The organism is Asanoa hainanensis (assembly GCF_900188485.1).
GTDB classification, from domain to species: Bacteria; Actinomycetota; Actinomycetes; order Mycobacteriales; family Micromonosporaceae; genus Asanoa; species Asanoa hainanensis.
The window spans coordinates 171,461-195,294 of sequence record NZ_FZPH01000014.1; the positions used below are offsets into that span (position 1 = coordinate 171,461).

General features: G+C 70.3%; 15 protein-coding genes. 7 read left to right on the forward strand and 8 right to left on the reverse strand.

The genetic code is table 11. From position 1 onward, the window contains the following. Window positions 1-45 precede the first annotated feature (45 nt). The 3 genes from CHC05_RS29525 to CHC05_RS29535 all read left to right on the forward strand — a co-directional run bounded on the left by CHC05_RS29525 (window position 46) and on the right by CHC05_RS29535 (window position 4,649). Window positions 46-435: a hypothetical protein gene (locus tag CHC05_RS29525; RefSeq protein ID WP_089253874.1), complete on the forward strand. Its 390-nt coding sequence runs from the start codon at window positions 46-48 to the stop codon at window positions 433-435. Window positions 436-474: 39 nt separating this feature from the next. After that, complete coding sequence (gene pulA, locus CHC05_RS29530) at window positions 475-3,087, forward strand: pullulanase-type alpha-1,6-glucosidase (RefSeq protein ID WP_089253875.1); 2,613 nt, start codon at window positions 475-477, stop codon at window positions 3,085-3,087. A gap of 422 nt (window positions 3,088-3,509) precedes the next feature. Further along, window positions 3,510-4,649 carry a winged helix-turn-helix domain-containing protein gene (locus CHC05_RS29535; RefSeq protein WP_179266433.1) on the forward strand — a complete coding sequence of 380 codons (1,140 nt, stop codon included), beginning with the start codon at window positions 3,510-3,512 and terminating at the stop codon, window positions 4,647-4,649. 219 nt (window positions 4,650-4,868) lie between these two features. Here CHC05_RS29535 and CHC05_RS29540 read toward each other — a convergent pair whose 3' ends face one another. The 5 genes from CHC05_RS29540 to asnB are packed head-to-tail and all read right to left on the reverse strand — an operon-like array spanning window position 4,869 to window position 11,601. Further along, on the reverse strand, window positions 4,869-6,755 hold the full coding sequence (locus CHC05_RS29540; RefSeq protein ID WP_089253877.1) for a DUF2207 family protein: 1,887 nt from the start codon (window positions 6,753-6,755) through the stop codon (window positions 4,869-4,871). After that, on the reverse strand, window positions 6,756-7,334 hold the full coding sequence (locus CHC05_RS29545) for a LemA family protein (protein WP_089253878.1): 579 nt from the start codon (window positions 7,332-7,334) through the stop codon (window positions 6,756-6,758). Window positions 7,335-7,394: 60 nt separating this feature from the next. After that, a complete protein-coding gene (locus tag CHC05_RS29550; protein WP_089253879.1) occupies window positions 7,395-7,862 on the reverse strand; it encodes a hypothetical protein in 468 nt (155 codons plus the stop codon). 9 nt (window positions 7,863-7,871) lie between these two features. Next, window positions 7,872-9,599 (reverse strand): RyR domain-containing protein, encoded by a 1,728-nt coding sequence (locus CHC05_RS29555; RefSeq protein WP_089253880.1) that lies wholly within the window; start codon window positions 9,597-9,599, stop codon window positions 7,872-7,874. A 58-nt stretch (window positions 9,600-9,657) separates the two neighbouring features. After that, window positions 9,658-11,601 carry an asparagine synthase (glutamine-hydrolyzing) gene (gene asnB, locus CHC05_RS29560; protein WP_089253968.1) on the reverse strand — a complete coding sequence of 648 codons (1,944 nt, stop codon included), beginning with the start codon at window positions 11,599-11,601 and terminating at the stop codon, window positions 9,658-9,660. Between the two features lie 142 nt (window positions 11,602-11,743). On the opposite strand from asnB, the gene CHC05_RS29565 reads away from it, so the two are divergent. The 4 genes from CHC05_RS29565 to CHC05_RS29580 all read left to right on the forward strand — a co-directional run bounded on the left by CHC05_RS29565 (window position 11,744) and on the right by CHC05_RS29580 (window position 16,046). Next, window positions 11,744-13,225, forward strand: coding sequence for an aminopeptidase P family protein (locus tag CHC05_RS29565; protein WP_089253881.1), 1,482 nt, complete (start codon window positions 11,744-11,746; stop codon window positions 13,223-13,225). Window positions 13,226-13,399: 174 nt separating this feature from the next. Continuing rightward, the gene (gene fxsA, locus CHC05_RS29570; protein ID WP_144022830.1) at window positions 13,400-13,597 is read left to right on the forward strand and encodes an FxSxx-COOH cyclophane-containing RiPP peptide; all 198 of its coding nucleotides are present in this window, start codon (window positions 13,400-13,402) and stop codon (window positions 13,595-13,597) included. Window positions 13,598-13,626: 29 nt separating this feature from the next. Further along, the gene (locus tag CHC05_RS29575; protein WP_245871279.1) at window positions 13,627-14,769 is read left to right on the forward strand and encodes an FxsB family cyclophane-forming radical SAM/SPASM peptide maturase; all 1,143 of its coding nucleotides are present in this window, start codon (window positions 13,627-13,629) and stop codon (window positions 14,767-14,769) included. Next, window positions 14,766-16,046: an aKG-HExxH-type peptide beta-hydroxylase gene (locus tag CHC05_RS29580; protein ID WP_089253884.1), complete on the forward strand. Its 1,281-nt coding sequence runs from the start codon at window positions 14,766-14,768 to the stop codon at window positions 16,044-16,046. Before CHC05_RS29575 ends, CHC05_RS29580 begins: the two co-directional genes overlap by 4 nt. Here the strand turns inward: CHC05_RS29580 and fxsT are convergent. The 3 genes from fxsT to CHC05_RS29595 are packed head-to-tail and all read right to left on the reverse strand — an operon-like array spanning window position 16,043 to window position 23,828. Then, window positions 16,043-20,422, reverse strand: a complete 4,380-nt coding sequence (fxsT, locus tag CHC05_RS29585) for an FxSxx-COOH system tetratricopeptide repeat protein (RefSeq protein WP_089253885.1) — start codon at window positions 20,420-20,422, stop codon at window positions 16,043-16,045. The genes CHC05_RS29580 and fxsT overlap by 4 nt on opposite strands. Continuing rightward, the gene (locus CHC05_RS29590; protein WP_089253886.1) at window positions 20,419-21,438 is read right to left on the reverse strand and encodes an AAA family ATPase; all 1,020 of its coding nucleotides are present in this window, start codon (window positions 21,436-21,438) and stop codon (window positions 20,419-20,421) included. Before CHC05_RS29590 ends, fxsT begins: the two co-directional genes overlap by 4 nt. Further along, a complete protein-coding gene (locus CHC05_RS29595; RefSeq protein WP_179266434.1) occupies window positions 21,435-23,828 on the reverse strand; it encodes a VMAP-C domain-containing protein in 2,394 nt (797 codons plus the stop codon). The genes CHC05_RS29590 and CHC05_RS29595 overlap by 4 nt, the downstream gene beginning before the upstream one ends. Window positions 23,829-23,834 lie beyond the last annotated feature (6 nt).

A 23,834-nucleotide genomic window follows, 5' to 3' on the forward strand; every position in this document is an offset into this window, starting at 1 on the left:
CCGCACCGGGTTTGCGCTGACACGCCAGCGGCAACTACCACAGCCGTGAACGCCAAGACCGACCTTGACGTCCTGTCCGACTTCTTCGACCGGTACGGGTCCGCGTTGACCGCCGGCGACGTACCCGCCATCGCCGGCTGTTACGCCCTCCCGGGCAGCGTCGTCGCCGACGCGTACACGTTCACCTTCTCCTCGCCTGCCTCGGTGGCGCTGTCCTTCATCGGCGCGGCGCCCGACTACCAGGACCGGCAGCTCATCGCCGCCCACGCCAAGATCGACGACGTGCAGCGGATCAGCCACGCGCTCGCGCTCGTCACCGTCGAATGGGAGTTTCTCGACAGCGGCGGTCAGTGCGTGCCCGGCGAGCGCTACGTGTACCTGATCCGGACCACCGACGAAGGGCCGGCCATCTGCACCGTCATCCACGCCGCCTGAGAGGGCGGTGATGCGAGACGGTGATGAGAGGATCCTCGGATGGATCTGACCCGGCAGCGGGCCCACTGGATCGACCGGTCCACGGTCGTCTGGCGTTTCGAGGGGCCTGTCGGCGACCGCCGCTGTGACCTGGTCTTCTCGCCCGACGCCGCGCTGGAGATCATCGACGGGGCCCTGACCGGGCCGCACGAGACGCTGTCGCTGCGGCCGAAACCGTCCGGGCTCAGCACCGCGCAACGCCAGAAATGGCCGCACCTCGCCGACCACGCCGCTTTCACGGTCGAGGCCGACGAGGACACGATCAAGTACGCGTTGCGCGGCCAGGTCGCCGTCACCGCCCGCGACGACGGCGGCTGGCTGCTGGTGGTCACCGGCGCCCAACTCCCCGGAGTCCTCGACGATCTGTACGCGGACGCCGTACACGCCGATCTCGGTTGCCGTTTCCACGACGACGGCGGCGTGACGATCTCGGTCTGGGCCCCGACCGCGCGGACCGTCGCCCTTGAGTGGGACGACGACGGCGAGACCCAGCCCATGTGGCGCGACGACCACACCGGCGTCTGGCGGGTCGACGGCGACTGGGGCTGGACGGGGCGCCGCTACCGGTTCCGGGTCGAGGTCTTCCACCCGGCGACCCAGCGGATCGAGACGATGAGCGTCACCGACCCGTACTCGGTCGCCCTCACCGCCAACTCCACCCACAGCGTCGTGGCGAACCTGCTCGACCCGCTGCTGATCCCGGCCGACTGGGCGACGCTGCGCAAGCCGCCCGCGGTCGCGCCGGCCCGCGCCCAGGTGCACGAGGTCTCCGTGCGGGACTTCTCGATCTACGACCGGAGCGTGCCGGAGCAGCGGCGGGGCACGTTCGCGGCGTTCGGCACACCCAATAGCGCCGGAATGCGGCATTTGCGAAAGCTGGCCGACGCCGGAGTGACGCATTTGCACCTTCTGCCGGCATTCGACTTCGCGACGGTGCCGGAGCGCCGCGAGGAGCAGGCCACGCCGGAGACGGATCTCGCCGCGCTGCCCTCCGACTCAAAGGCTCAGCAGGCGGCGATCGCCAAGATCAGGGACAAGGACGGCTACAACTGGGGGTACGACCCGCTGCACTACTCCGTACCCGAGGGCAGTTATGCCACCGACCCCGACGGCCCGGGCCGGACCACCGAGTTCCGCGAGATGGTCGCCGCCCTCAACGGTGCGGGCCTGCGGGTGGTGATGGACGTGGTCTACAACCACACCGTCGCCGGCGGGGTCAACCCGCACGCGGTGCTCGACCGGATCGTCCCGGGCTACTACCACCGCCTGCTCGCCGACGGCCGGGTAGCGGACTCGACCTGCTGCGCCAACACCGCGCCGGAGCACACGATGATGGGCAAGCTGGTGGTCGACTCGGTGCTGCGCTGGGCGGTCGACTACAAGGTCGACGGCTTCCGGTTCGACCTGATGGCCCACCACCCGAAGGCCAACATCGAGGCGGTCCGCACCGCGCTGGACCGGCTCACCCCCCAGCGCGACGGCGTCGACGGCCGGGCGATCCTGATCTACGGCGAGGGTTGGGACTTCGGCGAGGTGGCCGGCAACCAGCGCTTCACCCAGGCCAGCCAGCACCAGCTCGCGGGCACGGGCATCGGCACCTTCAACGACCGGTTGCGCGACGCGGTCCGCGGGGGACAGGCTTTCGAGACCAATCCAAGATCGCAGGGATACGCGTCGGGCCTCTTTACGGATTCCAACGAGGACGCGGTCAACGGCCCGCCGGAGCAGCAGCGGGCCCTGCTGCGCCACCAGCAGGACCTGATCAAGATCGGGCTGACCGGCAACCTGGCGTCTTACTGCTTCGTGGCGGCCAGCGGCGCGATCGTGTCCGGCGGCGACTACCTCTACAACGGCTCGCCGGCCGGCTACTGCGCGGCGCCGGGGGAGTGCGTGACCTATGTGGACGCGCACGACAACGAGATCCTCTACGACACGCTGGCGTTCAAGCTGCCGACGACCATCACGCCCATCGACCGCGCGCGGATGCAGCTGCTGGCCCTGTCGTTCACGGTGCTGGGCCAGGGCATGGGCTTCGTAGCGGCGGGCTCGGAACGCCTGCGCTCGAAGTCCCTGGACCGCAACTCATTCGACTCGGGCGACTGGTTCAACGCGATCCGCTGGGACCCGGCGGAGGGCAACGGCTTCGGCCTGGGCCTGCCACCGTCGTGGGACAACCAGGACAAGTGGCCGTGGGCCGCCCCACTGCTGGCGAACCCGTCGCTGGTCCCGCCAGCGGAGGTGGTGGAGTGGACGGTAGAGCGCTACCTGGAGCTCCTCCGAATCCGCCGCGACTCACCCCTGTTCGGCCTGGACACGGCGGTCGAGGTGCAGGACCGGGTCTCGTTCCCGCTGTCCGGCCCAGGCGAGACACCCGGCGTGATCACCATGCGGCTGAGCGGCGTGGGAGAGCTGGTGGTGGTCTTCAACGCGGCGCCAGCGACAGTGACGCAGAAACTGCCCGACCTGCGGGGCGGCGACTTCGTGCTGCACCCGCACCAACGGGCGGGCGACGACCCGGTCCTGGCCAGCGCGGCCTTCGACCCGGCGACGGGCATCTTCACGATCCCCGCCCGTTCGGTCGTGGTGTTCACCGGCTCGGCGCGGCGGCGGTAGGGACCCGCCGTCCTAAGACCCCGCTTGGCATGTACGCAAGATCGAACGCATACACCACCAACTTTTCGGTTCGGGCCCGAAGCGCAGGCTGCGGCAACGCGACCTTCTCGCGGTCCGGAAACCGTGGCTCTGGTGAGGTCTGGACAATGTGCAGCAGCGCGACGAGCATGCTCGAAGGAGCCGTGTCGCCGCCGAACTATGTGGGGTGGAACGCCGTCCGATCAGAAATTTGGTGGGCTCCTCGATCGAGTCGATGTATCGGATGCGGGATGAGGTCCCCAAATAGTGGCGGGATATCGCGCGTTGGTGGTTGGCCGCAGTCAGTTCAGATCGCGGTCGCAGGCGTTCCAAGCAGATGGTTTACCTCGCCGCGCGGCCTGTGCGCGACCTCCGGTTCAAACTTGGCCCTCGCAGAGGCCGATATGATCGCAGACAGCAGAATCGAGACGGGAATCCTAACCGCACTGGCGGCACTGGGCGGCAAGGCCCGGCGGAAGGAAGTCCTGGATCTAATCGAACTCCGGCTCGGGCTCCTGCTGCACGGCGACGACACGCGGCGACGACCCAGTGGAAGCGACGTCGTCTGGAAGAACCGGGCGTCGTTTGTCCGCATGGCCTTGGTAGGCCAAGGATTTCTTGAACCGATGGCTTCCTCTGGGCGGGGCTTCTGGGCCCTTACCCCCGAAGGCAAGATCAGGGCATCCAGTCTTGCATCGGACGTGGTCTTCTGCCCTGCCTTTCGCTCCATTTCCGTCGATGTCGCGAAGCGGATGCGTGACGGACGGTCAGTCGGCTTGGTGCCAGGTGAGACGACGTTCACGGACAACGTCCTTCTTCGTCTCGCGGTTACCTTCCGGGGAAGCATCCATATCCACCGCTTCAACACGAAGCAGGAGGCCGACAACGGCGCGGACTGGGAGTGGTGGATCCGGGGACATGACGGATACGTCGGATTCCGGGTGCAGGCGAAGCGTGTTGATCCACGCTCCGCGAGAGTGGCGCTCGATCAACCGGCCGCGGATAGTCTGCGTTCCCGTTTCCCGCGTCAAATCGATGCCTTTCGAGAACGCTGCCTGCGCGACGGCATCGCAGGAATCTACTGTGTGTACAACGATGGGCTGTCGGTGCCGAGTCGCGGTCAGCTAGGTTCCTGTCCGCACGGACTGGATGACCCCGACCTGTGGGGCTGCGCGATTGTCTTGGCTGATACAGCGACGAGGCTTGCCAACGAACGGATCTTCGACGCGGCGACCGTACTCGGCGCCGCGACGCCGTGGCACCGGCTTGTGTGTCGGGACCCGCTGGCGACGCTTACTGAAGGTGTGCTCGAAGCGTTTGGACGCATGTGGACGGCTGAGCTCGCGAATCGACGCGGCCTGAACGAGCGCTATGGCGACCAGGTGGAGCATTTCGACGAACTGGAGTTGGACCTGGGACCTGCGCCCGCCACAGAACCACCGGACGAGGTTTTGTTGGCCTTTGACCAACGCGACGGAGTTATCGAGCGTCCTTGGTCGGAGGAGCTGGCCGGCATCGTCCTCATCGACGCCACTGGGCAGTGACGTGTGCCCGAGTCAGACCCACGGAGTTCGTCTCCGACCGCCACAGCCGTCCAACGAGCCAAACCTCGCCTTAGGCACTCTGGCCGGAGCAGATTGGTGGTGGTTCTTCACCGGCTCGGCGCCGCGGCGGTAGGTGGACCTCCGTGAGGGACCAATCGCGGCATTCGGCACGGACCCTGAAGCCAGGGTCCGTGCCGCAGTCCCGGCAGATCGGGGGCGTCAGAGGTGGGTGGCGATCTGGCCCAGGAGCCACGGCAGGTGGGGGGCCGCCGCCCGGCCGCCCTTGTGGAGGACCAGGACCACGACCGCGTCGGCCTTGCGGATGGCGCCGCCTTGGTCGGTCATGAAGGCCTCGTCGCGGATGCCCGGGACCGGGGTGCCGCGCTTCGCCGCTGCCCAGAACATCTTCGCCAACGGGCCGCGCTGCAGCTGGATCATCGCGACCGGTTTGCCGTCCGACGTCTCGTACAACGCGTTGATCGGGCCTATCGCGCGGATCTGGATCGGTGCGCCTACCGCCCGGGCCATGTCCTCGACGGTCAGCACGTCGGCCGCCGCCTGCGTGCGCACCGCGACCGGGAGCGGCCTCTTCCGCTCGCCCAACGCCTCCAGGACCAGGTTGTCGGTGTTGTCCGTGGTGTCGAAGCCCCGGTGCAGCGAGCGCCCGCCGCCTTCCTTCAGCACCGTCAGGGCGACCACCCGGCGGCTCCAGCGGCGCACTCCGACGCGGACCACGTCGCCGGGTGACGATCGCGACCACCAGTCCGACGGCAGGCCCCAGGCCGTCGTGCGGTCCGCGGTGCCGTCGTCGACCGCGAGGTAGTGCAGGTACGGCACGGACGGGCTGTCCTCGCCCTGCGACGCCGAGCGCCAGGTCTCGATCCAGAGCACCTCACCGGTGATCTCCACCGGGGTGTTGTGGTCAACCGCCGCGCGGACGATGCGGTAGAGGCCCCAGCCGATCAACAGCGTGGCCAGCAGCGCCGTGGTCAGGCGGGTCGGTGACGCGACGGCCGAGATGTCCGCGCCGCCCCACGAAGTGTCGAACGCGCCGGCCTGGTCCGGCGTCACGTCCGGGAAGCTGCGGCTGACCAGGGCGGCCACGAAGCCCAGGGCCAGCCGGATCAGGCCGCCCTTGACCAGTTGGCCGGTGGTCATGCCGTACCGGGACAGCATCCGGGGGTAGCGCACCTTGACCCGGCGCCAATGATCGCCGTACGAGGACCAGACGAGGTACTTCGAGCCCATCCCCAGGTCCAGCGCGGCGGTCGCGGCGTGGGCGACGTGGACGGCGGCCCCGTACCCGAGGTAGCGGTCCCAGACCATCACCGCGGCCGGCGGCAGGTCGCCGAACGCGTCGTGGCCGGCCAGCCAGTCCCGGACGCCCAGCCAGCGGGCCGCGACCTGGCGGCCCAGCGGGGTGGATCGCTCGCCCCGGTAGCGGCCGGCGATCAGGCCGCAGGTGGACGTCACGACGAGGAGGGAGAAGAACATGGCGACGTAGCCGCCGCCCTTGTCCTCGGGCGCCGCGTTGCGCTCGATCTGCAGGAGGAGCGCGAACCCGATCGCGAGCGCCGGCACCACCCCGGCCAGCGACAGCAGCGAGATCTGGGCCTTGCTGATCCGGCGTCGGGACAGGCCGAGCCGGCGGGCGTGCGCGACGACCTCGGCGTCGAACCGCCGGCGCCAACCGCGCGCCTGCGATGCGTCCCGGAACGTCAGCGCCGTCAGCGGCACCACACCGCCGACCGCCGCCGCCCGGATCCGGGACAGGAGCCGCTCCTCGAAGGGCAGCAGCGGCGGGCCGGACGGCGGGCGCGACGGCAGGTGGATCGTGCTGTGCACCGGGTCGTCCCCGGGCTGGCGGATCTCGTAGTAGCGGCGGCCGGCCAGGTCGAGCAGGGTCGCCTCCGCGGCGTCCTCGTCCGGCCGGGTCCACCGGTTGGCGAGCAGGTTGACCACGGCCGGCGGCTCCGGGCCGAGGTCCATGGTGGCCGGCGCCGGTGACGGCGCGAACGACCGGGTGATCAGCAGGATCAGGCCGAACAGCCCGACCCAGGCCGCCGTCGCCAGGACCGCGACGGCAATCGCGATGGTGAGGGACATTCAGAAACGGACCTGGACCGGAGCCTGCTCGGCGCCCGACGCCTGGAAGTAGGCCGGCGGCCTGATCCCGGTGACACCCGCGACGACCAGGCTCGGGAACGAGTGGGCGGTGTTGTCGAGGGACTGGACGGCCGTGTTGTAGAACTGCCGGGCGTACGCGATCTTGTCCTCGGTGTTGGCGAGCTCGTTCTGGAGGGCGAGGAAGTTCTGGTTCGCCTTGAGATCCGGGTACGCCTCGGCTAGCGCGAACAGCCGGCCGAGCGTCTGGGTCAGCACACCCTCGGCGGCGGCGCGGTGCTCGACCGACGGATCGGCACCGGCGGCCATCGCACCGGCCCGGGCGGCGACCACGGCGTCGAGCGTGGCGCGCTCGTGTCCGGCGTACCCCTTGACGGTTTCGACCAGGTTCGGCACCAGGTCGTGCCGGCGCTTGAGCTGCACGTCGATCTGCGCCCAGGACGCGCGGACCTGGTTGCGCTGGCGGATCAGCACGTTGAACGTGCGGATCGCCCAGAACGCGACCAGGACGACGAGGACGGCGACCACGATGGTCGCGATGAGCAGCGGACTGAGGTTCATGGCGCATGGTGAACCGGATTCGATGAACGACAGGCAAACGTGTCAGGGACCGGACAGAATTCAGGCGCGCCGCGCCCCGGCCGGCCAGATCACGGTCACCGGCAGGCCGTTGGCGCGGGCGGTGCGGACCACGTTGGCGGTGCTGCTGACCACGTCGGACGGTGCGCCGTCCCAGACCGCGACGAGGTGGTCGACGCGGCGCAGGAGCTCGTCGCTGGCGGCGAAGTAGGCCTCCGGGCCGGACGTCGCGAACGGCAGGTAGTCGACGCGGACGGCCTTGCCGAGCAGGTCGTCGAAGGACTTCACGTCGCTGACCACGGTGCGGTAGTCGGCGGCCGGGAGGACCACCTCGTACGTGCCGCCGAGCGCGGCCACCGCGCGGGCGAAGAGCTGGTCGGCGCCGTCGGCGAGGCAGGTCACGCCGTGCACGGGACCGTGCGCCGCGAGGGTCGCGGTGAGCGCCGCGTACACCAGCTCGGCAGTGCCCTCGGCGAGCCGCACGTGTCCAGTGACACCGATGCGCGGCATGCCCGTCTCCTAGGGGGTGCGGAGCCGGACGATGCGGAAGCCGGCATCCGCGAGAATAGCCGGCAACTGCCTTATCTCGTCGAGATTGCGGGTACGCATCTCGTCGCGCAGCGCCGGCCAGGCCGCCATCGCCGGGTGCAGTTTGTGCTCGTCGTCGCGTTCGGCGGCGAAGCGCCAGCCCTGGCCGACCCGGTCCTGGCGCCAGCGTTCGTGCTCCATCACCGCCAGCCGCTCGACCTCCGCGTCGGCCAGCACGTGCTCGCGCCCCGGCCCGACCCGCGGCGACAGCGTGCAGCCGATCGCGCGCAGCTTGCGGCCGATGTCCTCGGCCTGGGCCCGGTTGGTCAGCCGCAGCCGGTCGGGCAGGTCGTCCCACGGCACCAGGGCGGGCCCGCTGGCGCCGCGGCCGGTCAGGTCCAGCACGTAGCGCTCGTGGATCACCCGGGCCAGCCGCTCGACCAGGTCGTCGCCGATCAGCGCGGGGTCGCAGGCCGCGTGCACGACGCCGAACAGCCGCAGCGTGCCGGACAGCTCGTCGAGCACCCGGTCGCCGCCGTCGAACGCCTCCCGGAGGCTGGCCAGCCGGTCGAGCCGGACGACCACCGAGCCGGGCTCGCCGGGCCAGACCTGCTCGGCGGTGAGGGCGGCCTTGAGCGCCTGCTGCTCGTCGTCGTAGCAGATGAACACGCGGTCCGGGACCGGCCCGTCCGACGGCGTGGCGAGCAGCCGTTCGAGGTCGTAGTCGTGCGGCGTGATCTTGCAGACCCGGGTCAGGAACGGGTACCGCTCGGTCAGGTGGGTCACCGCCGCCCCCGCGGTCGGGTCGACGATCTCGATCGGCAGTGGCTCGGCGGCGGGGTCCCGGATGCGCCATTGTCGGGCGAGCTCCACGAGGACCGCGCGGCCGAACGCGGTGGCGCCGAGGATCGCGATCGTCGGCGGTCGCGCGCCCGGCAGCGTCAGCGGCTCGCGCGCCACCAGGTGCCGGGCGGCCAGGTCGTCGATGTTGAAGAAGTCGAGCCGCCTGCCCCGCCTGGTCGGTGCGCTCAGCAGCCGGGCCTGCAGCGCGGCGCACACCTCCGGGTCGGCGACCTGCGCGTACACGGCGAGGGCCGACCCGTTGCGGCGCGGCCGGGCCGCCGCCAGGGCGATCGCGGTGTTGGCGGCGCTGTCGTCGGTGCAGGCGTAGACGGCGCGGGCGCGCCCGACGCTGGCCGCGCGCAGGATGTCGGGGTCGCGGGCGGCGCCGGCGACCCGGGGCGCCGGACCGGCCTCGGTCGCCTTGCTGGGCACGGTGACCACCTGGTCGCCGGCCTGCCGCAGCCGCCGGGCCAGCGTGGTGGCCACCAGGGTGTCGCCCACGACGATCACGTGCCCCCGCGCGGTGCGGGCCCGCAGCTTCCGGATCTCGGAGGCGAAGAGCAACCGGCTGGCCTCGATCAGCGCGTACGCGGTGACGGTCGGCGCGGCGAACCGGGCGAAGTCGAGAATTGCCGGGAACGGCCCGCCGGCGTCGAGCGGGGGAGAGCCGAGCACGAACAGCTGGAGGGCGTAATAGAGGATGTCGAGCGGCTGGCCGCTGTAGCCGAGGTCGGGGTTCTCACGGAGATATTGCTCGAGCCCGATCAGCCCGCAGCCGAACGAGATGACGGCGAGGATCGCGAACGCCAGCCACAGCACCGGAGCGACCGGGGTCCGGGGCAGATCACCGAACCCCCCACCGCTCCGGCCCGCCATTCGCTCATGTTATCCGTCGATATGGCGGGCCGAACTGTCCACTTCGTGCACTAGCAGGTCAGGCCACCATCGAGCCGACCACCGGCTTGGTGAGCAGGGCCGACTGGTTGCGGGTGATGCCCGGGTCGAGCGTGCGCGCCACGAAGATGGCGTGCCAGATGCAGAAGATCAGGACCGTCCAGACCTTGCGGGAGTTGTCGACCTCGCCCTTCTTGTGCTCGTCGAGCAGGCGCAGGGCGTAGTTCAGGTCGATCAGCTCGCCGGCGGCCGAGTTGGCGATGATCCAGCGGGCCCACTCGTACATCTCGCCGGCCAGCCAGACGCGGGTCGGGGTCGGGAAGCCGAGCTTCTTGCGGTTGACGATCGCCGGGGGTACGACGCCCTGGAGGGCCTGGCGCATCGCCCACTTGGTGGCGTCGGAGCGCGGGGGGAGCTTGAGCTCGACCGGGATCCGGGACGCCACGTCGAAGACCTCGCGGTCCAGGAACGGCACCCGGACCTCCAGCGAGTGCGCCATCGAGATCCGGTCGGCCTTGACCAGGATGTCGCCGCGCAGCCAGGTGTAGAGGTCGATGTACTGCATCTTCGTCACGTCGTCGAGGTCGGGGACCTCCGCGTAGATCGGCGCGGTGACGTCGGTGTAGCGCACCGCCGGGTCGTACCGCCGCAGGAGGCCCTGCTTCTCCTCCTCGGTGAACATCCGCGCGTTGCCGTAGTAGCGCTCCTCCAGCGGCGTCGTGCCGCGCTCCAGGAAGCTCTTGCCCTTCACGCCCTGCGGGATGACCTTGGAGACGGCCCGGAGGCCCTTCTGCATCTGGTCGGGCAGGCCGTTGACCGCCGACAGCGACAGCGGCTCGCGGTAGATCGTGTAGCCGCCGAAGAACTCGTCGGCGCCCTCGCCGGACAGCACCACGGTGACGTGCTCGGCGGCCTTCTGGGCCACGAAGTAGAGCGGCACCAGCGCCGGGTCGGCCACCGGGTCGTCCAGGTGCCAGATGATCCGCGGGAGCGCGTCCATCATGTCCTGCGGGCCGATCTTGGTCGGGATCGTGGTGACCTCGAGGTGCCGCGCCGACTCCTGGGCGACCTCGATCTCCGAGTAGCCCGGGACGTCGTACCCGACGGTGAAGGTCAGGATGTTGGGGTTGAACTGCCGTGCGAGCGCGACCACCGCCGTGCTGTCGATGCCGCTGGACAGGAACGAGCCGACCGGCACGTCGGACCGCATGTGCAGCCGCACGCTCTCGCGCAGGGTCTCGCGGATCTCGGCGAACAGCCGCTCCTGGTCGGGCACCGGCGCCGGGTTGAAGACCGGGCGGTACCAGCGCCGGACCTCGATCGGGTAGCCGGGCGTCCAGCTCAGGCACTCGCCGGAGCCGATCCGGGAGATGCCCTGGTGCAGGGTGCCGGGCTCGGGCACGTACTGCAGCGTCAGGTAGTGCGACAGGTTGGCGGTGTCGACACCGGCGTCGCCGGCGTGGGCGGCGGGCGCGAACGGCAGCAGCGCCTTCTTCTCCGACGCGAGGTAGACGCCGTCGACGGTCTGAAGGTAGTGCAGCGGCTTGATGCCGAAGTAGTCGCGGGCGCCGAACGCCCGGCGCTCCTGGCGGTCCCAGATGACGAAGGCGAACATCCCGCGCAGGCGGGTGAGCACCTTCTCGCCCCAGAAGTGGTAGCCGGCGGCGATCACCTCACCGTCACCCTGCGTGGCGAACGTGGCGCCGTAGTCGCGGGCCAGCTCCTCCCGCAGCTCGATGTAGTTGTAGATCTCGCCGTTGAAGGTCAGCAGGTAGCGCCCGCCCGCGTAGGGGAGCGGCTCGTGGCTGAACGCCACGTCGATGATCGAGAGCCGCTTGTGGGCGAAGACCGCGTCGTTGCCGATCACCTCCACCCCGGTCTCGTCGGGACCACGGTGGTGAAGGCTCTCCAACGCTCCGGCGATCGCGTCCGCGTGGGCGCCGGCCGCGCCGTGCGCGCTGAAGAAGGCCAGGATTCCGCACATGGCGGCCATCTTTTCACGGGTCGCCCGACGCCCGGCCGCCTCCCATCGGATTCGGGTGGCGTGGCGAGGTAGCGTCTCCTCCGGGAACGCGATCGATGGGGAGGCGTCTGCGGTGTTTGGTGACGAAACAACCGAGCCGGTGATGAGTGAGAGCACCGCGAAGGTCGAGGCCCACGACCCGGCGTTCCCGCCGAAGTTCCTGGAGTTCATGCGCACCGGCTGGGCGGAGGACTCGCTCGCGGTGCAGCCGTCGCCAGCGGTTTCGCGTTATGCCGCCCGCCGCGAGGCGATCTCCGCGCGGTTCCCCGGTGAGACGTTGATCATCCCCACGGGCCGCGAGAAGACCCGGGCCAACGACACGGACTACCCGTTCCGGGCCGGCAGCGACTTCGCGTACCTGACCGGTGACCTCGACCCGGACAGCGTGCTCGTCCTGCACCCGGTCGGCGACGGCCACGACGCGGTGCTCTACACGAAGCCCCGCAACTCGCGCGAGACGGACGACTTCTTCCGCAGCCGCGACGGTGAGCTGTGGGTGGGCCGGCGGGCGACGCTGACGGAGAAGTCGGCCGCGCTCGGTGTCGACACCACCGTGCTGACGGATCTCGAGCGCGTGCTGGGCGACTGCGCCCCGCGGCGCACCCGGGTGCTGCGGGGCTTCGACCCGGAGGTCGACGCGGCGGTGCGGCCCTGGACCGAACGGGACGAGAAGGATCAAAAAGCGCGAGACGGGCGTACGCGCGACCAGGAGCTGGCGACCGCGATCTCCGAGCTGAAGCTGGTCAAGGACCCGTGGGAGATCGAGCAGCTCCAGGAGGCGATCGACTCGACGGTCCGGGGCTTCGAGGACGTCGCCCGGATCCTGCCGGCCGACCGCGGTGTGCGCGAGCGCCTGATCGAGGGCGTGTTCGGAGTGCGGGCCCGCTACGAGGGCAACGATGTCGGCTACAGCTCGATCGTCGGGGCCGGCCGGCACGCCACGACCCTGCACTGGATCACCAACTCGGGCGTGACGACGCCGGGCGAGCTGCTCCTGATGGACATGGGCGTCGAGGCGCGGAGCCTGTACACGGCGGACGTGACCCGGACGGTCCCGGTCTCGGGCCGCTTCACCCCGTTGCAGCGCGACGTGTACGACATCGTCCACCGCTCGCAGCAGGCCGGCATCGACCTGATCAAGCCGGGCGTGAAGTTCGAGGACATCCACCTGACCTGCATGCGGGTGCTGGCCGAGGGCCTGGCCGACCTGGGCGTGCTCCCGGTCAGCGTCGACGAGGCGATGTCGCCGGAGTCGACGGTCTACCGCCGCTGGACGCTGCACAGCTTCGGCCACATGCTGGGCATCGACGTGCACGACTGCTCGAACGCGCGGAAGGAAAACTACCGCGACGGGGTGGTGGGCGAGAACTACGTGCTGACGGTCGAGCCGGGCCTCTACTTCCAGGCGGAGGACGAGCTGGTGCCGGCGGAGCTCCGCGGCATCGGCGTCCGCATCGAGGACGACGTCCTGGTGACGGCGACAGGCAGCCGGGTGATGTCGGCGGGCCTCCCGCGCACGTCAGCGGCGGTCGAAGAATGGCTCGACACCCAGCGCGCCGCGGGCCCCCGCCTACCGGGCGCGTGACATGCCCTATTTACCCGATCGTTCGCATGGCGGTCTATGTCTGCAATCAGGACGTGGCCTGCAAGCTGGACACTGCCGATTTCCGGTGCCGGTAGCGTAAAGTCGTAATGGTGGATCGGCGATGTGGCCGATTGCCAGGCTGAGTCGGCTAGATCGGCACCGGAGGCCAGCGGCATGACACTCGCAGGAAGCCAGCAGACCCCTGACCCCGTGCGGCAGCCGGGCCTTGTCGATGTCACCGACGTCCAACTCGCGGATTTGTTGGGCGCGGAGGAATCCGCATTCGCCGAGACGTTCCGTCGGTTTGTCGCCGAGGCCACCGACCAGAATCGCAGCGTATTCGCCGCGTTCCAGAGCGCTCTTGGGGAATGAACTCGGAATGGCCCAAGAACGCAGCAGGGATGTTCGACGAGTTCTGGGCGCGGGGCTGGCGACCGACCGCCTTTCGTGAGTTCGTGCTCAAGATCCACCAGCGGTGCAACCTGGCCTGCGACTACTGCTACGTCTACCACCTGGCCGACCAGTCCTGGCGCACGCGGCCGCATCAGATGCCGTCGCGGGTCTGGCGGCAGGCGGTGGCCCGCATCGCCGAACACGTGTCCGCGCACGGGCTCGACCCGGTGCACGTGGTGCTGCACGGCGGCGAGCCCTTGCTGGCCGGGGTCGACACCATCCGGGAGATCGTCGAGGACCTGCGCGCCACCGTGCCGTGCGGGGTGCGCGTCAGCCTGCAGACCAACGGTGTGCTGCTGACCGAGCCGACCCTCGCGGTGTTGCACGACCTCGGCGTTCGGGTCGCCGTCAGCGTCGACGGCGACGAGCGGACGCACGACCTGCACCGGCAGGGGCCGGACGGCCGGGGGAGCCACGCCGCGGCGGTCCGGGCGCTCGCCCTGCTGCGCGACGACCGTTACCGCACCGCGTACGCGGGACTGCTGTGCACGGTCGACGTGCGATCCGATCCCGTCGCGGCGTACGAGGCCCTGATCGCCTACGAGCCGCCGGTGATCGACTTCCTGCTGCCACACGCCAACTGGGCGAGCCCGCCCGGCGCGCCGCACGCTGACTGGTTGATCGCCGCGTTCGACCGTTGGTACGACGCACCCCGACGGGAGACCGTGGTGCGCCTGTTCGAGTCCGTGGTGCTGCTCCAGCTCGGCGGGCAGGGCCGGTCGGAGCAGGTCGGGCTCGGCCCGGCGGCGCTGGTCGTCGTCGAGAGCGACGGGGCGGTCGAGCAGGTGGACGCGCTGAAGTCGGCCTACGAGGGCGCCGCGGCGACCGGCCTGCACGTCGAGACCGACCCGTTCGACGCCGCGCTGCGCCACCCGGGCGTCGTCGCCCGGCAGATCGGGACGGCCGCGCTCTCGCCGGACTGCCAGCGGTGCCGACTCGTACGGGTGTGCGGCGGCGGCCATTACGCCCATCGCTACCGGCCAGGAGCCGGCTTCCGGAACCCGTCGGTCTACTGCGCCGACCTGATTCGGTTCATCGACCACGTGGGCGCGCGGGTGCGAAAGGACGTCGAGCGGGTGACGCGCGGATGAGAACCCATCGACTGGCCGAAGCGGACCTCGACGCCCTCGCCACCGGGCTGGGCGGCCCCGCCCTCGTCGGCGACCTGCTGCTGGGCCAACGGAGCCGCCGGCTCCTGCTCCTGAAGCTGATCACGGAACGGTCGCCCGGGCTGACCGCCGAGCATCGGCACGCGCTCGCCGTGCTCGGTGAGGCGGACCGGCACGACCCCCGCTCGGTGGCGGCCCTGGTCGACACACCGATGTTCGGGAGCTGGTGCGGCTCGACCCTGGGCCTGATCGCCGGCGGGGCGGAGCCGTGGACGGTCGAGCGGCAGCTTGACCGGATCGTGCCGTACGCCGCGGTGGCGGCCCACCGTGCGGGCATCGCGGCCGAGCTGCTGGGTCGGGTCCATTCCGGCACGGTGCTGTTGCCGACCCTCGGCCTGATGCGGTTGGCGACCGGGCACCAGGCCCAGGTGAAGTTCGTCAGCGGGTCCGACGGCATCTGGGTCGACGGGCGCGAGGCCGCGCTCCACACGCCGGGCTGGCAACCGCTGCGCGTGCTGCGGGCGCCCGGTCCGCCCGCGGTCGCGGTGCCGATCGACGACCTCGATCCGGGCCGCGACAGCTACCACATCGAGGCCAGCCCGCGGCTCACCAGCCCGACGGTCGCCCGTTGGCAGCAGGCGTTCGCGGCCACCTGGCAACTCGTCGCGCGGCACCTGCCCGAACGGGCGGCGGAGCTGAGTGTCGCGTTGCGGACGGTCGTACCGTTGCGCAAACCCGACCTCCAGGCGGCCCGCAGCGCGACCGCGCGGGAGGCCGTCGGGGCCGTCGGGTTGGATCTCCCGCTGTCCCACGCCGAGTTCGCGACGACGCTGGTCCACGAGATCCAGCATTCGAAGCTCACCGCGGTGATGGACATCGAGCCGTTGTGCGCGTACTCCGGTGAGGCGACCTGGTTCGCACCGTGGCGCACCGACCCTCGGCCCCTGGCGGGCCTGCTGCAGGGCATCTACGCCTTCCTCGGCGTCGCGGACACCTGGCGTGCCCTCTACACCGGTTCGGACGGGTTCCCCGAGGCGCCGAAGCAGTTCGCCCGGGCGCGGGCAGACGTGACCGCGGCCGTCGAAGGGATCGGCCCGACGGACGAGCTGACACCAGCGGGACGCCGGTTCGTGGCGGGGATGGCGGCCGCCGTCGACCGGCTGGGCTCGGTCAGCGTGCCCCGGTCACTCGTGGCCGAGGCCGAAACGCGTGTCGCCGCCAAGCGCGTGGCTTGGCGGCGACATCGCGGGCTGGACTAGACCGGTGGTGGCTCGATGTCGCAGTTGATGCGGCGGCCGTCCATGGCCAACAGGGTGTCGGGATGGGCCGGGCCGATGTTGGGCATGCGGCGCATCTTGTCGATCGTGTCGGCGCGCAGGGTCTCGCCTTCGGCGCGCTCGCCGGTCGCGATCAGGTCGACCGCGTGGTTGACGGCACAGGCCAGCGTGTATGGGTGGTCCTCACCACGCACCTCGCGGGAGTGCTGCAACGTCCGTGCCGACAGCTCGCAGGCCGCGGCGTTCTCGTTGAGCGCGTCGAGGTCGCTGGCCAGGTTGGTCGCGCAGCACAGCGTGTAGGGGTGCTTCTCGCCGAGCTGGCGGCTCAGCCCTTCGAAGGCCTCCTCGTTGAGCTTCCGCGCTTCGCGGACGCGGCCGGCCTGGCGCAGCACGATCGCGTGGTTGGCACAGCACACGTAGTAGAACGGGTGCTCCGGAAGGCGCTCGCGGTAGACCTCGAGCGTCTCCTGGCCGATCCGGACCGCCTCGGCCACCTCGGAGTTGTCGCGGAGCGCGTTGAGCAGCGTCTGGTTGACGAGCAACGTCTCCGGGTGGTTGTCACCGAGCCGGTTGCGGAAGGCCAGCCGCAGCGCCTTCGCGTCCTCGGCGGCCTTGTTGACCTGACCGAGCTTGCGCATGCTCATGACGATCGTGCGGCGGGCGAGCAGCACGAAGAGGTCGTCGACACCGAGCGCGCGGTCGAGCAACGGTAGCTCTTCGGACTGGCGGCGCAGTGCCTCGTCGAACCGACCGAGCGAGTAGAGGTCGCGAGCCACGTTGGACGAGCACACCAGGGCCATCCGGTCCTCGGGACCGAACATCCGGCGCGCGGTCGCGGCGGTCTCCTCGTCGAGGTCGAGCGCCTGGTCGTAGTCACCGACCATGCGGAGGTCGACGCCGAGGTTGCTGGCGGACCGCAACGTCGCCCGGTCTTCGGAACCCAGCACGACGAGCTGCGTCTGGTAGTTCTCGTCGTCCAGGTCGCGGGCCTCGGCGAACCGGCCCAACGCGCGCAGGTCGGCCGCGTAGGTGTTGACCGTGGCCAGCGTGTGCTCGTGGCTGGCCCCGAGCGTGTCCCGGAACAACGAACGCAGCTCGTGGTTGATGCGCAGGGCCTGCGAGGGGAAACCGAGGGCCCGGATCGCGTTGGCGCCGTGTCGCCGGGCGATCAGCGTGAAGACGTCTTCCCGGTTGCCGTGGCTCTCCCAGATCTGGACGGCCTGGGTCGCGAGCGCGTTGCTCGACTCGAAGTCACCGATCAGATAGCGGTAACGGATCTGGTCGAGCACGACCTGGCGGTGTTCGTCGTCGTCGGACTGGACCACGCCCGAGGCGACGATGTGCGCGGAGAGCTGTGCGTGCTTGCGTCGCTCGTCCTCGTCGATCAGGTCAGGGTTGCCGGGGTTGGCGTAGGCGAGCATCTCCTGCACCGTCTGGCGGACCTCGTCGCGCAGTTCCTGGGTCATGTCGGCCTGGACCATCGTCTGGACGAGCCGGTGGATCTGGAACCGGGTGTTGCGGCTGTCGTAGCGGGCGAGCTCCAGCCGGTTGATGTCGCGCACCGTGCGGACCAGCGGCGCCTGGTCGCGGAGCACCTGGCCGAGGCTCTTGGAGAACTTGGTGGCCAGTCGCCCCCGGTGGAGCATGTCGAGGGAGATCCATTCCGGGCCGAAGTAGGACCCGAGCTGCAGCAGCTGTGCGGCGAGCTTGGAGACGCTGCGGAGCTGCTCGAACGCGATGTTCATCGCCGCCGCGGCCTCGCGCGGATATTCGGGGCGCTGCTCGTCGGGGCGGCGCTCCAGCTCCTCGTTGAACAGCTCGAGGTAAGCCGAAGCCGGCTGGCCGGTCTCCTTGAGCCAGGCGGCGGCCTGCGCCAGCGAGATGGGCAGGTCCTGCAGGCGCTCGGCGATCTCGTCGGCCTCGGCCTCGCCGGTGCTCGCCCGGGCGCGCAGGAGCGTCACGCTCTCGCTGCGGTCGAAGCTGCCGACCTCGACGGCCCGGCCCTCGGTCTCCCAGCCACGATCGCGGGTCGTCACGAGCACGTGCCCGTTGCGCGGGTCGGGCAGCAGGTCACGGATGGTCGACGGCTCGCCGACGTTGTCGAACACGATCAGCCAATGCGGATAGGGCTTGCGGCCGGCCAGCGTGTCGCGAACACGGCGGATGGTCTCGGACGTGTCGTTGGTGACCGGGATGTTGAGCTCGTCGGCCAGGTCGACAAGGGAGCGCCGGACCTCGGCCGGGTCTTCCGCCGCCACCCACCACACCAGGTCGTAGTCTTCCCGGTGCCGGTGGACGTATTCACCCGCCAACTGCGTCTTCCCGACGCCGCCCAAACCGTATAGTGCCCGCGGCAGCAAGATCGCCGTCTGGCTGCGATTGACGAGCATGTTGCGCAAACTAGCCAGCATATCGTCACGGCCGACGAAATTGGCGTTCTGCGGCGGGATCGACTTCCAACCGATCGGCGTCTTGCGGCTTCTCGTCGCGGAGGACGTCTGCTGGGATTCGATCACCTTAGCGTCCTCACCTGGGGAATGGCCAGATTCACTACTGTTTTCTACCACAGATGGGTGAGTCGGCGGGCCGGTGGCTCCAGTGTCGACGGTGGCTGTAGAACTGGATATATCCCCAGGTGGGGAGCCATTTATGAGATCGGTTTCGGCGCTTCCATCTGTTGCCTGATTGATCTGTTTCTCCAGGCGGAGGGCCTTGTCGCGGTAGGTTCCCCCGATCGACTTCAGCACGTCAATAGTGATCTTGGCGAACGCCAGGCTGCGCTCGTCGAGTTCGCCGACAGCGCGGTCCATCTCGAGCAGTGCGAGGAAGTCCAGGTCAGCTCCCCAGCGCTGGACGAGATAGCGGGAGACCTCGGTCAGCACGCCCAGGGCGTCGGCGCGGCCGAGCTTGGCAACCAGTTCTTCGCGTACGCCGGGCAGGAAGTCATAGGTGGTTTCGGGCGGGTCGGCGCCTGAACTTCCGTTCACTATTTCCAGCAGGTTTCCCAGAAAGACTTCCGGCACTGTGCTCGGCGGCGATAACGGCAACTTCGCTTCTTTGATCAGCCGAATTACCGGGAGCGTAAGGGGCCCCGCGGCGGCCAGTAGTTTCGCCAACTCGTATGCGTCCGGCGATGCCTCGGCGACGAATCGCGCCACGACGTCGGGCGGCGTCTGCGCCCGGTCGTCCTGCGGGTCGGGGATGCCGCGCATGAGGCCGGTGAACGCCGCCCGGCCCGGCAGCCGTTGGGACCCCTCGCCCGAGACCAACATGGCCCAACTGGCCAGCCAGCGCTCCGCGAGCTCGATCACCGGGATAACGCTGCCCAGCGCGGCCAACTCGTCCGGCTCGGTCTCGAAGTCGGCGAAGAACAGGTCGTCGAACTCCACCGACAGGTGCCGGTTGGGTGCGCCGGGTCGATCCCCGCGGAGCGTCACCTCGCGGGTGGACAGTCCCGATCCCTCCCAGCGGCGTTGCGGCAGCGGCTGGACGACCGCGACGGGCGCGGACCTCGCCCACGCGTCGAGGATGTCTCCCATCCGCCCGTCCCGCCAGCCGGCGCCCAGGCAGTCGGCCACGACGACGATCGCCCGGCGGCCGGAGGGGTCGACGATCTCGCGCGGGTCGTGCCACGGCGTGTCGGGGCCACCGGCTCGGACCCGTGGCTGGCTGTCCTCGCTCGTGCTGTCGACGAACCAGACCCGGACGTCCCGGAACGCGCCCAGGTCGTTCAGGATCGCCACGAGGTCGTGCACGGTCTGGTCCGAGACCACCATGGACGGCGCGAGGTCGACGACCACCGCGACGTCGAGCCAGCGCTCGGCGCGGGGCGCGAAGATCGGCACGAGCAGGTCGGTCTGTGCGGCCTGGCGGGCGGTGGCGTCCGCGTCCAGCGTCCCGACCCCCTTGCCCCGGACCTGCTGTTTGAGCGGTCGCAGGGCGCGCGCCATGCCGAGGCGGGCGAGCGCGGGCGCGGCGGGCACGCGCAGCGGTACCTGCGACGGTTCCGGCTGGTCCCGCGGCACCTGGATCGCGACCTGCGGCGCGGGCTCGAGCGGAGTGGTCTGGGCCGGAATGAAGACCGCCGGCTCGTCGTCGTCCGGCTCCCGCTCGTCGTCGGTCACCGGCTCGACGGGCGGCCCGGCCTCGACGCCGCCGGCGGCCTCGTCGCCGAGCGACGACGGGTCCGCGGCGTCTGTCGGGCCGCCGTCGTCGTCACCCTGCGGTGCTTCTTCGGCGCGCCGTGGGCGGAGGTGGCCGGCGAACCAGATCAGGTCCGCGACGCTGTCTGGCGTGGCATCGTGGTCCGCCTGCCGCAGGAGGCCGATCGCGCGGTCGATCAGCTCGTCGCCGCTCACGACTGCCCCGATCGCGCCTCTCGGATGAGGCTGCCGGCCATCATCCGCTTTCCGTCATCGCCGTCGCCGCCGGCGGTGTACAGGTAGGCGGCATTGAGGAGCAGGTCGGTGGGCAGGCCGCCGGCGGCGTCCCGGGCGGTGGTGAAGTCCACGCAGAGCTGCTCCGTGGCGGCGAGGGTGTCGGCTCCGAGCTGGGTGCGGACGATCTCCTTGAGCTTCTCCTCGCCCGGGAGCGGAATGGTCACCTCCTGGCAACGACGGAGGAAGGCCCGAGGAAACACCCGCTCGCCGTTGCTGGTGATGATGATGATCGGGAAGGCCCGGGTCCGCACGTGGCCGCCGCGTACCAGAACCGTGTCGCCGTCCTCGGTCGTCAGGGCGACGGGCTCCGCTCCCTCCTCCCGGACCAGCTCGGGGATGGTGAACTGGCCCTCTTCGAGGATGTTGAGCAGGTCGTTCGCGAGATCGATGTCGCCCTTGTCGAACTCGTCGACGAGCAGCACGCGGGGCTTGTCGCGGGCGACCAGGGCGGTGCCCAGCGGCCCCAGGGTGATGAACGGCCCGGCCGAGGTGGTCGGCGGGCCCGCGTCCGGGGAGAGGCGGCGGAGGTTGGCGTCCTGCAGGCGGCCCACGGCGTCGTACCGGTAGAGGCTGTCCTGCAGGTTGGACCGGCTCGTGATCGACCAGGAGAGCACCGGACCCAACCCGAGCTCCCAGGCGATGCTGGAGGCGAGCGTGGACTTGCCGGTGCCGGGCTGGCCGGTGACGAGCAGCGGGCGCCGCAGATAGAGAGCCGCGTTCACCTTCTCGACGACGCTCCTCTCCGGCCGGTACGTCTCCGCGCGGATCGCGGTGCCGGGCCGCGCGTCGCGGACCGGGTGCCGCGGCTCGTCGCCGGTCGCGATGATCTCGCCGTCGAACTCCCGCCACGGCGGCGGGGGAGGCAGGCGGTCGAAGTCGGTGTGCTGCTGGCCCTCACCCCGGTAGATGTGCCACGCCGAGCCGTTATCGGTCATGATCTCCTCCTGGTGGGGGCGTTCAGGTCAGGGCCGCTGGACGGGGTCGGCGTGCGTTCTTCGTCGCAGACCATCAAGGTGAGCTCGGCTGCGAGTGGGTCGTCGGCCGCGTCGGCGGCCCGCCAGGCAGCCACGACGTCGACGAGCGCGCGCACGGGGCGCTCGGCGAGCGCTTCCTCGAGCCGCGTCCGCATCGTCCCCTCGAGTTCGGGGTCACGCACCCAGAGCAGATAGGCGATGCCGGCAGACAGCGCGGCCGCGTACGCGTCCGGGGCAGGTTTGTCGGGTTGTCTGGCCGGTGGCCCACCCATGGCGAGGAGCAGCTTCTCGTCGCCGCGGAGGGTCTCACGGACCATCAGCGGGGTGTCGGTGCTCGCGTGGCCGAGAAAGTGCATCGCGCTCGGGTCCGGATCGCGTTGCGCCTGCGCGAGCTTCCACTTCTTCCGCCACTGGGACCGGACCTTCGGCTCCCGCATCCGTTCGAGGCTCCGCAGCACCACCGGGAAACGGCGGCCGATCTGGTCCTCGAGGAAGTTGTCCGTGATCGGCCAGGTGTCGACCGGCTCGGTGACCAACGAGCGGGGCACGGCCACCTCGATCATGAAGGTGTCGTCGTAGTCGACGATCTCGAGCGCCCGGTCGATCGTGGCGTCGACCTTCCGGATGAGCTCGTCGAGCGGTTGCGGCTGGTCGCTGGCGACGAGTTGCCGGCGCGCGGCGCCGCCGCGGTCGAGGACGATGGCGAGCAGGAACTGGCTGCGGTCGATGGAGTCGGGCACGAGCTGCACGCTCATCACCGGCCGCTCCAGCGGGACCGTCAGCGACGGCACCGACCGCCGCAGCGTCGCCACGTCGACGTAGTGCGCCCCGAGCCGGGCGCTCACCCGGTCGCCCCAGTCGTGCAGCGCGCTGCGCAGCTCCGGCAGCGACGCCGCGAGATGTTCGGTGAACTGGATGATCCGCGGAAGCTGGTCGGCGCGGCTCGACAGCGACTCGATCCGCCGGACCAACTGGTCGGCCTGGGTCCGGTCGGCGGTGGCCACCGACTCGAACGGGTCGACGCAGGCCCGCTGTGCGGCGTTGAGCACGTCGTCGGGTGCGGTGCTCGCCTGGGCGACGAGCTCGTCCCGCTCGCCGTCGGTCAGGATGCGTTCGATGCAGATCTGCTCGACGACGAGCATGAGCTCGCCGAAGCCCGTGCCCTGCGTGCGATCCGCCGGTGGGATGCCGTCGACGAACAGCCGGAGCGACCCGGCGATCGGCAGGCAGACCTCGATCAGGTTTCTCGCGTCGGCGTAGACGTCGTTCGACACCGCCAGGGTGACCTCGCGGTGGAGCTTGTCGCGTACCCGCCGGGCAAAGGTCTCGAAGTAGACCCGCCGGGTCGCGAGGTCCAGGAAATAACGCATGTGCGCGAGGGCGTCCGTGAGGTTGCGCACCTGGTTGGCCGTCAGCACGTCGGGCGTCTCCGCGGACGGGGTCTCGCGCGGCACGCCGTGGCGGTCGAGCGCGGTCTCCAGCGCCTCCGCGAGCGCGGTGGGTCCCTCGAAGTACTTGACGAGGTCGGCGAAGCGGCGCAGGTCCTGTCGGGTACGGCAACTGTCCACGATGTGCGCCAGGGAGTGTGGAGGTGGCCCGATCTCCGCGCGGACGTCGGCCGGCAGGAGCGCGACGATCCGTTCCTGGTGGTGGAGCAGCGCCTCCGAGCCGTCGAGCTGACCGAGCACGTGGTGTGCGGCGGCGGGGGTGACCAATCCTCCATTGTGGTCGTCCAGCATCCGGGCCAACGGGCTCCAGCGCCCGGCGACGACCTCCATCGGGATCATGAACGCGGCGACCCGCTCCGACCCGGTCACGCTGCTCACCACGATGCCCACGACGCGGTCGCCGACCAGGACGCCGCCGCCGCTGAAGCCCCGCTCGATCCGTTCGTTGTGCCTCGCCATCCCGCCGGAGAGCTGCACGAGCTCGTTGGCGGGGCCGACCGTGTCGGCGATCCGGCCGTCGCTCCACACGCCGTGGTCGACGCCCCGCGGGTGGCCGAAGACCTTGGCGGACCGGCCCTGCTTGTCGCGTCCCTTGCCCAGGGTCGCGGGGGCGACGTCGGCGGCCAGCGACGTGGCGAAGCGGAGGACGGCGATGTCTCCCTGGCCGTTGGGGCCGATCGGAACCCAGCCGTCCTGGACGACCTCCGCGACGGTGTCGGTGGCTGTCGCCGACCGCGGGAAATGGAGGACGAACGGGCCGGTGGGCCGCTTTTTCTGGGTGGACAGCACGTGGGCGCACGTGATCACGTCGCGGTGGGACACGAGGACGCCGCAGCCGAGAACCTGGCCGTGCTGGTCGGAGATCCGCACCTGCCACGCGCCGGCCGAGGGCTGTGTATCCACGGCAGC